This is a genomic window from Flavobacterium soyae, assembly GCF_021245985.1.
Classification (GTDB): Bacteria; Bacteroidota; Bacteroidia; order Flavobacteriales; family Flavobacteriaceae; genus Flavobacterium; species Flavobacterium soyae.
Genome location: NZ_JAJQXA010000001.1, coordinates 337,720 through 351,564, shown reverse-complemented (window position 1 = coordinate 351,564; position 13,845 = coordinate 337,720). Strand labels below are relative to the sequence as shown.

At 33.2% G+C, this 13,845-nt stretch carries 12 protein-coding genes and 2 tRNA genes; 8 read left to right on the top strand and 6 right to left on the bottom strand.

Features of this window, described 5'->3' with window-relative positions:
• Positions 1 to 28: 28 nt before the first annotated feature.
• On the bottom strand, positions 29 to 343 hold the full coding sequence (locus tag LUU93_RS01515; protein ID WP_053469929.1) for an HPF/RaiA family ribosome-associated protein: 315 nt from the start codon (positions 341 to 343) through the stop codon (positions 29 to 31).
• A 347-nt stretch (positions 344 to 690) separates the two neighbouring features.
• On the opposite strand from LUU93_RS01515, the gene LUU93_RS01510 reads away from it, so the two are divergent.
• A complete protein-coding gene (locus tag LUU93_RS01510; protein ID WP_232677429.1) occupies positions 691 to 924 on the top strand; it encodes a hypothetical protein in 234 nt (77 codons plus the stop codon).
• 104 nt (positions 925 to 1,028) lie between these two features.
• Here LUU93_RS01510 and LUU93_RS01505 read toward each other — a convergent pair whose 3' ends face one another.
• From LUU93_RS01505 to LUU93_RS01495, 3 genes are all read right to left on the bottom strand, one after another.
• Complete coding sequence (locus LUU93_RS01505) at positions 1,029 to 1,802, bottom strand: HNH endonuclease (RefSeq protein ID WP_232677427.1); 774 nt, start codon at positions 1,800 to 1,802, stop codon at positions 1,029 to 1,031.
• A gap of 66 nt (positions 1,803 to 1,868) precedes the next feature.
• Positions 1,869 to 2,336, bottom strand: a complete 468-nt coding sequence (locus LUU93_RS01500) for a hypothetical protein (protein WP_232677424.1) — start codon at positions 2,334 to 2,336, stop codon at positions 1,869 to 1,871.
• 449 nt (positions 2,337 to 2,785) lie between these two features.
• The gene (locus tag LUU93_RS01495; RefSeq protein WP_232677422.1) at positions 2,786 to 5,269 is read right to left on the bottom strand and encodes an AsmA family protein; all 2,484 of its coding nucleotides are present in this window, start codon (positions 5,267 to 5,269) and stop codon (positions 2,786 to 2,788) included.
• A gap of 216 nt (positions 5,270 to 5,485) precedes the next feature.
• On the opposite strand from LUU93_RS01495, the gene trxA reads away from it, so the two are divergent.
• The 7 genes from trxA (at position 5,486) to LUU93_RS01460 (ending at position 11,793) form a co-directional block, all read left to right on the top strand.
• Positions 5,486 to 5,803 carry a thioredoxin gene (trxA, locus tag LUU93_RS01490; RefSeq protein ID WP_012023423.1) on the top strand — a complete coding sequence of 106 codons (318 nt, stop codon included), beginning with the start codon at positions 5,486 to 5,488 and terminating at the stop codon, positions 5,801 to 5,803.
• A 226-nt stretch (positions 5,804 to 6,029) separates the two neighbouring features.
• Positions 6,030 to 8,603, top strand: coding sequence for a M1 family aminopeptidase (locus tag LUU93_RS01485; protein ID WP_232677412.1), 2,574 nt, complete (start codon positions 6,030 to 6,032; stop codon positions 8,601 to 8,603).
• Positions 8,600 to 9,526, top strand: a complete 927-nt coding sequence (locus tag LUU93_RS01480; protein WP_232677400.1) for a DUF58 domain-containing protein — start codon at positions 8,600 to 8,602, stop codon at positions 9,524 to 9,526. Before LUU93_RS01485 ends, LUU93_RS01480 begins: the two co-directional genes overlap by 4 nt.
• Before the next feature lie 86 nt (positions 9,527 to 9,612).
• Positions 9,613 to 9,686, top strand: a tRNA-Asp gene (locus LUU93_RS01475).
• A 548-nt stretch (positions 9,687 to 10,234) separates the two neighbouring features.
• Positions 10,235 to 10,308: transfer RNA gene (locus LUU93_RS01470), tRNA-Asp, on the top strand.
• Between the two features lie 372 nt (positions 10,309 to 10,680).
• Positions 10,681 to 11,340, top strand: a complete 660-nt coding sequence (locus tag LUU93_RS01465) for an HAD family hydrolase (RefSeq protein WP_232677394.1) — start codon at positions 10,681 to 10,683, stop codon at positions 11,338 to 11,340.
• 219 nt (positions 11,341 to 11,559) lie between these two features.
• Positions 11,560 to 11,793 (top strand): hypothetical protein, encoded by a 234-nt coding sequence (locus tag LUU93_RS01460; protein WP_232677393.1) that lies wholly within the window; start codon positions 11,560 to 11,562, stop codon positions 11,791 to 11,793.
• 433 nt (positions 11,794 to 12,226) lie between these two features.
• Here LUU93_RS01460 and LUU93_RS01455 read toward each other — a convergent pair whose 3' ends face one another.
• Both LUU93_RS01455 and LUU93_RS01450 read right to left on the bottom strand, forming a co-directional pair.
• Entirely contained in the window at positions 12,227 to 13,072 is an 846-nt protein-coding gene (locus tag LUU93_RS01455) for a class I SAM-dependent methyltransferase (RefSeq protein ID WP_232677387.1), read from the bottom strand.
• A gap of 184 nt (positions 13,073 to 13,256) precedes the next feature.
• Positions 13,257 to 13,820 carry a hypothetical protein gene (locus LUU93_RS01450; protein WP_232677385.1) on the bottom strand — a complete coding sequence of 188 codons (564 nt, stop codon included), beginning with the start codon at positions 13,818 to 13,820 and terminating at the stop codon, positions 13,257 to 13,259.
• Positions 13,821 to 13,845 lie beyond the last annotated feature (25 nt).

Here is a 13,845-nt window from a genome sequence, read left to right as displayed (position 1 = left end):
AAACGTCTTTTTTTATGTATTTTGAAATTTAGTGCGCTTTCAGTTTTTCGAAAGTTGTAGTAAGTGTTTTTTTAGCTTTGCTCAAAGCACCGTTAAAAGCTTTTTCAAGAGTTTCGGCATGTTCTGTTACAGTGATTGGCTGTAGTTTTGCTGTACGAACTTCAAGAACACATTTTTTATCATTCAGGCTGAATTTTTCTCCATTTTCATCTCCAAAATGTACTTCAATGCGTGTGATTTTATCTTCAAAACGCGCTAAACCTTTTTCTAATTCTTCAGAGAAATATTTTTCTAATCTTTGGTGTCCTTCGATGTTTTTGTCGGTATTGATTTGAATTTTCATAACGGTTTATATTTAATGTTTGTTTCTCAAATCTATTTATTTTAGAAAGAAAAGCCAAGAGAGTTAATAAAACATTATGATATTTTTAGTGTTAATTTTTTATTCTGAAGAAGGAAGAATTGCACTAGAAACGCCACAACAACAAGTAAACTAAATTGTAAGAAAACCATATAATTCGCTTGGGTTTTTTGATATATTTGCAATTCCTAAAATGCAAAAAATATGAAATCGAAAAAACTTCTTGCCCGTGTGGTATGGTGGCGGTATTGGAAACAACCGCAACGCTCTTTTTGCAGCGTAGGACACCTGTAGCTATGCGGGTTTTATATTTCCTAAAATGCAAAAAAATGAGTACAAACACCCTTTCCAAAGAAACAGAAATTCGTTTAGCAGATTTCTTCAACAAAACCGTTGATCCCGAAAGTCTTGCAAAAGCGATTCGGCAAATCAATTATTTAATTGCTTTGAGTATAATTCGGGATTGCGAAACTTTTCAAACAGAGAAAATAAATCTTGAAAAAGGTTATTATTGGCTGAATGAATTAGCCGAGATTTTGAATCCTTATTTTGAGGTTGAGTAATTGAAGATTATATAATGAAATTTTACCCGTGTGGTATGGTGGCGGTATTGGAAACAACTGCAACGCTCTTGAAAGGCGTAGGACAGCTAATCCATGCGGGTTTATTACTTATTAAAAATTGTATCTAAATGATGTTCTAAAAACTCTTTTCTTGGTAAATACTTTTGAGCTTTGAGTATTTCTTGATTCTCAATTGTCGCAAAATATTTGTGAAAGTATTCACTGTTCTTTTTATTTTTTAGAGTATCAGAAAATATTATTTTGTGGTCAGGATTTATTCCGATTAATCCTTTATCGAAAGCCCTGTCATAAAGTGCAGAGAAACAAATTCCATTTTCAGGATTTAATCTATGTTCTTCGTTTTTGGACCAAGGAATTATATGACTGGCTAATAAAAGTTCAGGAATATCAATACCAGAAATTGCACATCGATTATTGTAATTGGATAAAATCATTTGTCGAAAAACGGATTGATTTACTCTCGTTTTTACTGTCCGAAAAACATCTTCGCCTTTTAAGTTTTTTATATCAAAAAGAATATCTTCATATTTATCTTCAATTGAAATATTTTGTTTTTGAGCAAGAATTTGTTCACTCAAGAATATTAATTCTTCTTGGTTATAGAAAAATTCATCCCAAATAGGTTGAACTTGATTCATGCCATTTTTTAAACCACTAATACCTCTATTAATATGAAATGGATCAATGCTAGCGAAATTTCCCAATCGCATTACTATTGATGCAGGTGTTCTATTAATAAGATTAGCTAACTTAATGATCTTTGGATTACTAGAATGGGTTTTTCCAAATTCAATTTTTAAGTATAAATTAAAAGCAACGATTAATTCTTCTTTTGTCCAGAGTCTTATAGGTGCCATTATTCGTAATTTGAGTATTAATATCAAATATAGATTAAAAAGAAGAAAAATGATTCAAAACATTTGTTAGAGATTGATATTTTCAGGGTAAGTAGTATTAAAGTAATTTTCAAACGCTTCACAAAGTAATTCTTTATCTAATTCAAATAACTCATTTCTAATATTCCAATCTTTAATATTTTCTTCATCTTCTTCACAAATCTCTTCGCCTACAAGTTTTCTAGTTAAAATATCACTTAGTAACACATTATCACAGTGATAATATTTAGGGTAATATTTTTCAATAAATGCCCAATAATCAAATTTATCCTCTTCATCTTGTTTATTATGAATCTCTTCGAATTCTTGTGTTACTTTAAATTCTAACCAACCGATCGCTTCTCCCATTCCATTATAAAAGGCATTTCTTTCTGCTCGAGTTTCAAAAGTGTATTTTTTTAAATTGATAATTTTTTCGTAATCAGTAAAGACTTGCTTACTATTATATTTTATTACTTGATCTTTTCCGAAAATTATTTCTGTTGAATATTTCATGTTTTATAATAAGATTTTAATTCAAAGATAGTTTTGTTCATATAATTGAGCTGTGTACAATTGACCTCATTCTGAATAGTTTTCAATTAGATTGTTAACTTTAACATTTAAATAATTAGATTGAAATTTTCTTATGAAAAAGACTGTCTTAGCCCTGATGGAAACGGCATTCTTTTATGGCGAACCCCGCTATAAAAGGTATAGTGGACAGCAGGAAATAGCTAGTTATAAATTTAAAAGATCGCCAATCTTTGCCAACTTTTTAGTGCGATTTCTTCGTTCCTCGGAATGACAAGATTGTGTGTAAAATAATAAAAGGGTCTAGTTTGTCATTTCTACGTAAGGAGAAATCGCACAAGTATTTCCGTGCAGAAATTCGCCAATCTTTGTCGATTCTCTAGTGCGATTCCTCGTTCCTCGGAATGACAAGACTGTGACGATAATTGTCTTTACTTCTCCTTCTTCCCCCACTTAATCTTCATTTTCCCATCATCATCAACAGCAAGTAAATGAAGCACAATACCGCGTTCGCGCACGGCGTCGCGTTCGGCTTTGCTGGCGAGTTTGGCATCGTTTTTAGAATTTCTTAGTGGGATTGTGAGGGCGAGATTGGTTCCTCGGCCGAAAGAATAAACTCCATCAACATCGATGTTTAATACATTTGAACTTATGGTTAGATTATTAATGTCAATTTGTTCGCCGCGCATATTAAGGTGACCGGATAAATCGCTGAAAGTTATATTATTGACATCGCGAAACGGAAAAGCAAATTTGCCAATTTTTACGATAGGCTCAAAGTTGAGTAACGCACCTTGATTGACTTTGAAATCTAGTTTTCCATGCATTGAATTGGTTAATAATTCACCTTGACTGTTGATAAAACCGTTTACGTTTGCTGTGCTGGTCAATCTGCCTTTTATGCTATTTGGATTAAAAGATTTGATTCCAAAATTGTTGAACGATCTTAAAAAACTTGCAATATCAACCCGGTTTACATGTGCGTTTGAGCTGAAAGCATAATTTTTTCCGCTTGGTAAAACTTCGCTGTTAAAAGTGATGCTACCGCCTGAAGTTTGAAGCGAACCATTTTTTATAACCAACTTAGAATCCTGCATTGAGATCCTTGCCGTTGTGTTAGTTGCGGTTAGTTTGTTATAATTGATTTTATCTGCTTTAATATCAATTACAACAATACAATTTTCGATTACGTTTCGCAAATGACTTGAAATAGTTGTTTTTTTATTATTTTTTACTGCTGTTTTCTTTTTTTGAGAAGTTGCCAAAACACCAAGAAATTGTTTAAGATCGATATTGGGACAGTAAATGTTCCAGTTCACAACCATACTTTCGGGTGCATCATAATATAAATTTAAGAAATTATCGATTTTTCCTTCTATAAAAATTGTATTCTTTTTGTGTTTGTAAGCGATTTGTTTAATAAGCAAAGCCTTCTCTGTAAAATCAAGATGAATGTTTGTTTTTACTGCGTGAACATTTTTCGGGATATAATGAAACGAAGCGTTATCGACATCGACATTTCCTATAAACTTTGGTTTTTTAATGTATAGATCAACAATATCAAACTGAAATTTTAAATTTGCTTTGGCGTGGCCTTCAAAGAAATGAATCCACTTTTCGTTGCTTACTTCGTTGAGTCTTTCGATATCAAAATCAGAACTTACGATTCCAGTTGCGATGGGCTTCTCTAGATTGCTAATTACAACTTGCGGAATTGAAAGCGGGATATTTTGATATTCTCCTGAAAATCGGGTTAAAATTACAGCCGAGTTCGGATCGTTAAACCCATTTTTTGGTTTGAAATTGTTTGTAAAAATTCCTCTGAAATTACATTTGTCAATTCGTCCGTCGGGAATGGTGAGTTCGTTGTTTTTGGCTACAGCCTGAACCACGATTTTAGGATCGTCGTGAACATTTAAATCACCTTTTAGATCGCAGTTTACATTAATTGGTTTTTTTAAATCAAACCTATTCAGTTTCGAACTTATATTTCCAGATAATAAATGTGAAGCATTACTCCATAAAATACGGGTATTAATATTGATTCCGAAAAGGGAATTGGTTTTACCCACGTTAAAATAAGCCGCAATATCAAATGAATCAGAGCCAATTTTTAAGTTTTTGGTTGAAACATCGATTTTTTGTTTGTCGGCTTGATAAGAAACAGCCAGAGTTCCTTTGAGTTCTTTTTGTTTGGCAAAACTTCCGTGAACGGTATTAAAGGCTAAACTGTTTATTTGAGTATCTAAAAATAAATCAGTATTCCAGTCGTCTCCGTTATACTCAACTTTTGAGTTTAAATTATGAACACCAAAATCAAACAATTTATTTCCTAATTGATTATCAATAATAATATGAACATCATTGAGGTCAATTTCGTCGATTGTAGTTTCGGGTTTTGATTTATTTTTGGGAGATTTTTTCTTTTTTGGTTTAAAAATATCAGAGTTTGTGTAGCCATCTTTGGTTTTATAAATATAAATATCGGCGTCGTTAATCAGTATTTTATGAATGTTGATTTCTTTTCGCAGCAAATTCCAAACATTTAAACGTGCTTCAATTTCCTGTGCTTTTAGTAAAGTATGGTGATGGGTATCCCATTTGTTGTCTTTGAGTTCGACATCTTTTAAAGCTAAAGTGAAATTAGGTAAACCGGTTAGAAACTTATATTGAAAATCGCCAATATGAAACTTTCCGTTTATGTTTTCATTAATTTTTGTGTTTATTTTAGCTATAATTTCTGATTTATTTTGGTTGAAATATAAAGCTAATCCGCCGCAAGCCAGCAAAAGTATTCCAACTATGGCAATGACAAAAATACCAAATCGTTTGGCGTATTTTTTAAACCCTGCCGATTGAAAAAATGTTGTTACGTTATGTAATGTTGTGTGCATTTTGATGAATTTCCTGCTCATTAGAGATAAGATAAAATTGACTAATTTCAAATATAAGTTAAAACTTACAATTATTTTAATTTTTAGCAATATAATTATTGACGATACTTTTATAATCAAAACTAATTTGCTTATGGTGTATGATTTGTTTTTAATTTTTAACTTTGTACCTCAGTTTTGCAAGTATTAAAAGTCTCCCGAGACGAAAGCTGAGAATAACTTTAAAGAAAAATAATTATGGCATTAGCAATAACAGATGCTACTTTTGACGAAGTGGTTTTAAAATCAGATAAACCAGTAATGGTAGATTTTTGGGCAGCATGGTGCGGTCCTTGTAGAATGGTTGGTCCAATCATTGACCAATTAAGCGATGAATATGCAGGTAAAGTTGTGGTTGGTAAAGTAGATGTAGATGCTAACCAGGAGTTTGCTGCTAAATATGGTGTGCGTAACATACCAACCGTTTTGGTGTTTCATAACGGTGAAGTAGTAGGAAAACAAGTAGGAGTTGCTCCGAAACAAACCTACGCTGACAGCTTAGACGCTTTGTTGTAATCGTAAGATTATAATTTATATAAAAAAGGTTTGACGAGAGTCAAGCCTTTCTTATTTTTTAAATATTTCAGATTTTTTTTGCCGAGAATTTCACGAATTCCCACTAATTTTTTTATTTCAGATTTGATTGGTTTTTATCATTTCAGCCAATACTATAATTTGTAAAAATTCATGCAATTCGTGGTAAACTTTTTTTATTTTTAACGCGTCTTATATTCCTTTAAAAATGAAAATTCTATACACTTTTTTTTCTTTTATTATATTGATTTCAATTGGTTTTTCTCAATCAAAAGAAAAAGAAAGTGTGTTTTTAGAAAATGGGGTTTCAGAGCAATTGGCACAATTTCGAAAAAAACAGATTTCTGATATTCGATACGAATTGTCTTTTGAAATTCCGAATCAGAAAGAAGAAAACATCAATTCTCATTTGAATGTAAACTTGAAATTGTCTGATTTAAGCCAGCCTTTGCTTTTAGATTTTAAAGAGAAATTTCAAAACATAAAAACGCTTGAAGTAAATAGAAAAAGTATCGCAATTGTTTATGAAAAAGGGCATATTATAATTGCTTCTTCGGCTTTAGTTTTAGGGAAAAATACAGTCTCTGTTTCCTTCATCGCAGGCAATTTATCTTTAAACCGAAATGATGATTTTCTTTACACACTTTTAGTTCCTGATCGTGCGAGTACATTATTCCCTTGTTTTGACCAGCCAGATATAAAAGCGACTTATAAACTGAGTCTTTCTGTGCCAAAAGATTGGTCGGTTTTGGCTGGAGCCGATGTAAAAGAGAAAGTCGAAAAAGGTGATTTTACGAATTATGTTTTTGGGGAATCAGATAAAATGAGCACATATTTGTTTTCTTTCGTTGCCGGAAAATTTAAAAGCGTTACGAAAAAACCAGGTTTAGAGATGACAATGTTGTATCGCGAAAATAATCCTGAAAAGATAAAAACCAGTACTGATACTATTTTCGATCTGCATCAACAGTCTTTAGATTTTTTAGAAAAATATACCCATTATAAATTTTCGTTTCAAAAGTTAGATTTTGCTTCAATTCCCGTTTTTCAATATGGCGGAATGGAACATGTTGGCGCGATTCAATATAGAGAATCGACTTTATTTTTGGACAACAGCGCAACTGACAGTGAGAAATTAAACCGAGCGAAACTTATTGCTCACGAAACTTCTCACATGTGGTTTGGTGATTTGGTAACGATGAAATGGTTTGATGATGTTTGGATGAAAGAAGTTTTTGCCAATTTTATGGCCGATAAAATTATGAATCCAATTTTCCCGAAAGTCAATCATAATCTGCAATTTTTTACAGCGCATTATGCTAGTGCTTTCGCAGAAGATCGATCTTTGGGGACACATCCAATTAAACAGCATTTGGCAAATTTAAAAGATGCCGGTTCGCTTTATGGATCCATTATTTACAACAAAGCTCCAATTATGATGCGCCAGCTTGAAGCTTCGATGGGAAAAGAATCGTTTCAAAAAGGAATTGAAAAATACATTAAAAAATATGCCAACGACAATGCCGACTGGAATAATCTCGTAGAAATTCTGGATGCCGAAACGCCGCTTGATATGAAAAAATGGAGTGAAGTCTGGGTCAATAAATCAGGCAGGGCCGTTTTTACAGATAAGATTGAATACGATTCTAAAGACCGAATCAAAAAATTTGAAATTCAGCAAAACGCCGAAGATAAATCCAATAATATCTGGCCTCAGGTTTTTCAAATTGGTTTCGTTTATGATGATAATGTGAAAGTTTTAAACGTTAATATTAAAGACAAAGACCTTATTTTAAAAGAAGCTGCAGGACTTGAAAAGCCAAACACAATTATTTACAATTATAACGGTTTTGGATACGGGGTTTTTCCGCTTGACGGAAACAATTTAGATTATATTGCTGCTTTAAAAGATGAGGTTGCGAGAGCTTCGGCTTACAGTAACCTTTATGAAAATATGCTGATAGGAAATGTTTCTGCGGATGAGACTTTTAATTGTTTTTTTAAAGGAATCCAATTCGAAGAAAATGAATTGGTTTTGCGAATTGTATCGAATAATCTGAGCTCTATTTACTGGAGATTTTTAACCCAAAAACAACAAGATAGAGTTCAAAATTTACTTAGTTATACTTTATACTCACGCCTGCAGACTAATTTATCTGCTAATATAAAAAAGACCTTATTTGGTTTGTTTAGTTCAACTGCGTATTCCGCTTCGGCGAAAGCTAAATTATATCAAATTTGGAATAAAGAAATCGTAATTCCGGGTTTAAAATTAAATGAAGACGATTTTACCAACATAGCGATGAATTTAGCGATTTTCAAACATGAAAAAGCAGATGAAATATTAGAAAAAACAAGAACAACTATTACAAATCCAGATAAACAAAAACGTTTTGAATTCCTGCTCCCGTCATTGTCAAAAGACGAATTGGTTCGCAATGCTTTTATGGAATCTTTAAAAGACGATAAAAACCGTGAAAAAGAATCGTGGGTTTCGGTTGGTTTAAGTAATATTCATCATCCGCTGCGTCAGGAAAGTGCGCAAAAGTATATTAGATTTTCATTAGATTTGGTTGATGAAATTCAGCGCACGGGAGATATTTTCTTTCCGAAAGACTGGCTGGATAATATCGTTGGGAAATATTCGTCGAAATTTGCTTTTGATGAAGTACAGCGATTCTTAAAAGAAAACCCTAATTTTAGTCCGATTCTGAAGAGGAAATTATTCCAGGCAGCAGATTTGCTTTATAAAGCACAAAATATTAAAAAAGAAACCGAATGAAAATCGAATCGGAAATAGAGAAAGTTTCAAGTTTTCAGCACCTCGAAATGCTGGCAAATCAAGTTGTAGAAGGTTTTATATCCGGAATGCACAAAAGTCCGTTTCATGGATTTTCGGCTGAATTTGCTGAACATAAAGTCTACAACGCAGGCGAAAGCACTAAACATATCGATTGGAAATTATTTGCCAAAACAGACCGTTTGTATACGAAACGTTTTGAAGAAGAAACCAATTTACGGTGTCATCTTATTGTCGATAATTCGTCGTCGATGCATTACCCCGAACTGAAATCAAATCAGCCATTTTATGAAAAGAAGATTGGCTTTGCAGTTTTGGCTTCGGCGGTTTTAATGAATATTTTAAAGAAACAGCGCGATGCCGTAGGTTTAAGTGTTTTCTCTGATAAATACGAATATTATGCTCCAGAAAAAGGAAGCGATCGTCACCACAGAATGCTTTTGAATAAACTGGAAGAATTATTAGTGCAGTCAAAAGTCAAAAAAACGACCGATACCATTACATATCTGCATCAAATAGCAGAGAAAATGCACCGTCGATCGATGATTATTTTGTTTACAGATATGTTTCAGGCCGAAGATGACGAAAAGCTTTTTAACGCTCTACAGCATTTAAAACACAACAAACATAAAGTAGTTTTGTTTCATGTGGTTGATAATGAAACCGAATTGAAATTTGATTTTGATAATGCACCAAGAAAGTTTATCGACTTAGAATCGGGAGAAGAAGTTTCGATTTTTGCCGATAATGTTAAAGTTGAATATGAAAAAAGGGTAGAAGCTTACTTTAAAAACTTGGCTTTAACCTGCGCAAAGAATCAAATTAAGTACGTTCCGGTAAATGTTGGCGATAATTTTGAAAAAATATTGACTACATATTTGGTTGAAAAACAAAACTTTGGCTAAGAATTTAAAAATTTATTTCATTTTTTTTATCAAAACACTTGCAGAAACGAAATTCTGTACTATCTTTGCAACCGCAATAACGCAGAGGTTTGGTAGTTCAGTTGGTTAGAATACATGCCTGTCACGCATGGGGTCGCGGGTTCGAGTCCCGTCCAGACCGCAATATTGGGAGAAGCCTTTCTGTTAAGAAAGGCTTTTTTGCCCAAATACGGTATCTAAGATTAGTTGTGTTGTTTTGCTGCGACTTTGTAACTCGCAGCTGGTTTAGTAGTTAGACCAATGAAAAGCTTTCCACTTTTGTGGATGGCTTTTTTGATTTAAGACATATTGAGTTTAACCGCAAAGAGCACTATAATTTACGCAAAGTCCGCAAAGTTTTTTTAAGCTTTGCGGATTTTTTGCTTATAATGATTTATTGAATTAGATTTTAAACATAGCCCGTGGTTTAACCACGGAAATACAAATTGTGATCATGATTGCGTTCCTGTGGTTGAACCACGAGCTATGTTTACAAGAATAAAAAGCACGAAAAATCTTTGTTTAAGCGATAGGCTTTGATGAAGATTGTCATTTTTAATTTGAATTTGGAATTTCATAAGATTGGAATTTATTTAAAATCAACCAATTAAAATTTTCTCAATTTTAATTCATCAAAACCCTTGCAGAATCCAAGTTCTGTTGTATTTTTGCATTCACAATAACGCAGTAGGTTTGGTAGTTCAGTTGGTTAGAATACATGCCTGTCACGCATGGGGTCGCGGGTTCGAGTCCCGTCCAGACCGCAATATTAGAAAAAGCCTTTCCGTTAAGAAAGGCTTTTTTGTTTTTTTGGTTTAACTGCAAAAGAGCTAAGACTAAGATTTACACAAAGCCCACAAAGGTTATTTAAGTTTTGGGGATTCTGTTTGGGATATTGTAGTTCAAATATAGCCCAAGGTTTCAACCTTAGACGTATTGTAATGATTTATATTGTGGCAATGCATTGCACTCCAATGATTGAAACCATTGGTTATGGTTTTAATAAAAACTTTGCGTTTGTGCGAACTCTGCGAGATTAAAAAATTCTGCGAATCTTCGCGAAAAACCTTTGCGGATCACTGTGGAATAACGCTTTATTACCCTATCTTGCAGCCGTTAAAAAACAAAAATATAGAATGAAACAGCAATGTGTAATTTTTGATATGGATGGCGTGATTTCTCAAACCAATCCGCATCATGTGAAGGCTTTTGAGGCGTTTTTCGATAAATATCAAATTCCTTATACCAACGAAGAATTTGAAGAACATATGTACGGAAAACATAATAGTTATATTATGACGCATTTCTTCAAGCGCCCCATTGCGGGAGAAGAACTTCTAAAACTTGAAGACGAAAAAGAAGGAATGTTTCGTGAAATTTACAAAGACAAAGTCGATACGATTCCGCATTATTTGGATTTTTTAAGCGAATTAAAATCTCGCGGTTTTAAAACCGCTGTTGCAACATCGGCGCCGCGTGCGAATCTTGATTTGATTATAAATACATTACAAATTGCCCATAAAATGGATTCGATGATGTCCAGCGAAGATGTTAAGTTTCATAAACCAAATCCAGAAGTATATCTAAAATCGGCAGAGCGTGTAGGTGTTTCTCCGTCTGATTGTGTGGTTTTCGAGGATTCTTTTTCGGGCATTACAGCGGGATTAAATGCCGGAATGAAAGTAGTTGGTGTTTTGAGTACGCATACAAAAGAAGAGCTTCCTGTATGTGATTTTTATATTAATGATTACAGCGAAATTAATGTCGATAAAATTTTGGAATTATTAAACAGCTAAAATTTTAAGCCATATAAGAAATATAAGTTCATTTAAATAAATGAGTATAATTTGAATTGCCTCCTGCTTTAGCTGGAGGTTTTTTTATACTTGAAAGAGAAAGGCTTTAGCCGAAAATTTGATTTTCTATATGAAAAAAATAATTAGAGTTGAAGGTATATTTGCCTATATAAAATAAATGTTCCTGATGATTTTTGCAATATTTTAAATTATAAAATTATGAGTACAAATCATTTTTCAGAAGAAATTGAAACAAGAATAAAAGACTTTTTAATTCATTCCATCGGACGAAAAGATTTAGCAAAAACAATACGACAGGTAAATTACGCTCTTTCGTTATGTTCAATGCGAGGTTGCGAAACCTTAGAATCTGAATTAAACAATATTGATGATAATTTTTATTGGCTGAATAAATTGGCAGAAGTTCTTGATCCTTATTTGGATGTTGATTAAATAAAAGATATTATTTTCATTTCGACGAAAGGAGAAACTAAAACAGCAAATCGACAAAAATTGAGATGTTTCCCAATAATTTTTTCATGTGTACAACCCGTCGTGGTGCTAAAATCTCCATTCGTCAAGATGATAATCTTTGTGGTTACTTTGTCTTCAATGGATTAATCCCGAAGCTTCGGGACGTTGCTGCAAAATAAATCATTCCTTTGGAATTTTATATAGCGTTCCGTAGGAACAAATTATATTGTAGGGATGGATTTTAATCCATCTTCGCAATCATAATCGTCATTTTTTTGTCATTCCGAGGAACGAGGAATAGCACAAGTAATTCCGCAAAGAAAAGCGCCAATCTTTGTAGATCTGCGCGTGAGATTCCTCGTTCCTCGGAATGACAAACTAGATGGATTTTGGATTGTTTATAGGTTATAAATCATTTCTCTGCTGCAATCACAAGTGCGTTCCCGTCGATAATGACATTTCCGTCAGGGAATTTTTCATTTACTAAAGTAAAAACTTCTTGTTTGATTTTTTCTTTCATCGCATCATCAGCATTGCTGAGCGCAGCAACAAAAGGTGCGGCAATTTCTGTGATCAGATTCCAATAAACATCTGCAGTACCGCAATTTAATTTGCCAGTTAGTTCTGTTTCGGTAGTATTTTTAAATCCGGCCTGTTTAAAAATATCGGTCATTAAACCGCTTTTGGAACAGCGAAACATACCCGGAGCTTCGGGAGGCGGAGGAGTGAGCTGCATGTTTCTGTTAATTGTTCCGCCAACAGCAGTGACCCAAAAATTTTTCTCAGGACTGCTCCAAACTGCAGCTGCGATTTTGCCGCCAGGTTTCAGAACCCGATACATTTCTTTTGCCGCTAAAAGCATATCTGGAAAAAACATAAAACCCATTCGACAGCTTATGGCATCGAAGGTATTGTCGTAAAAAGGAAGTTCGCTTACATCGCAAGCAGTAAATTCAACATTTGTAATTCCTTTTCTAAAAGCATTTTCGCGGGCAATTGTAAGCATATCGTCAGCGAGATCTGTAATAACGACTTTTCCGTCAGAAAGCATCGTGGCAATGCTCAAACCCGGTTCGCCAGTTCCAGCCGCGACATCTAAAATTACGTCTGATTCTTTTGGGTTTATTGAACGAATGATTTCATCGGCAAAAGGCCTCATAAAATCCAGAATTTCATGATCCCATTTTTTCCAGCCTGGAGAAAATTTGTTCCAAGATGCTTTCTGCTGTTCTCGAATTTCTTGTAGTTGTGGTTCCATTTTGTTTATTGTTAGGTTGTTGAAAAATGAATTTTATAACCGAAACAAAATTTGGGGAATTTGTTCTGTAATAGGCAAAGAGAAGAGTTTTTTGGCAGATTTTTTTTGATTGGCAAAGATACGGAAGAAATCTTTTTGTTGGATTGGTTTTGGTGTTAATTGTTTTATTATTAGTATTTTGTGTTTATGTTGACACTTCGTTATTTTTTATTTTTCGAATAATTTCTTTAGAAACATCACTGATGTTTTCGCTGATTCGGAAAGTATAATTTTTTCCATCTAATCTGCATTTATGGCAATCTGCTGAATGATAACTATAATCATCTAAATCCATTGTTGTATCGCAAACAGGACAGTTAGGTTTTAAGTCGGTAATTTCAAATGATTGTCTGTGAGCCAACCATTTATAATCCCAGCTCCATTTTGATTTTTTTACTCCAAAAATATCACTTTTATAATTTTTGTAATGATTATATGGAGTTTTGCTTTCGTGTGATTTTTCTGAAGTAAATCCACGTTTTAGTCTTAACTTTTCAAAACGAGTAATGATAATTAAAAAAAGCACTATCAAAATTGCAAAATATAAAGGGATTTGCATGTTGAAAATTTCCTTTAACCATCCAAAATTAAAAAAATTAGATTTTGAATCTTCTGGTAATTCGATATATAGCTTCAAGATAAAAAAGAAACTTGCTGTTATAAAACCTGCTAACCATTTATCGATAATCCATGAGTATATTTTTTTCATTTATTCTATGTTGAAATTCGTTATG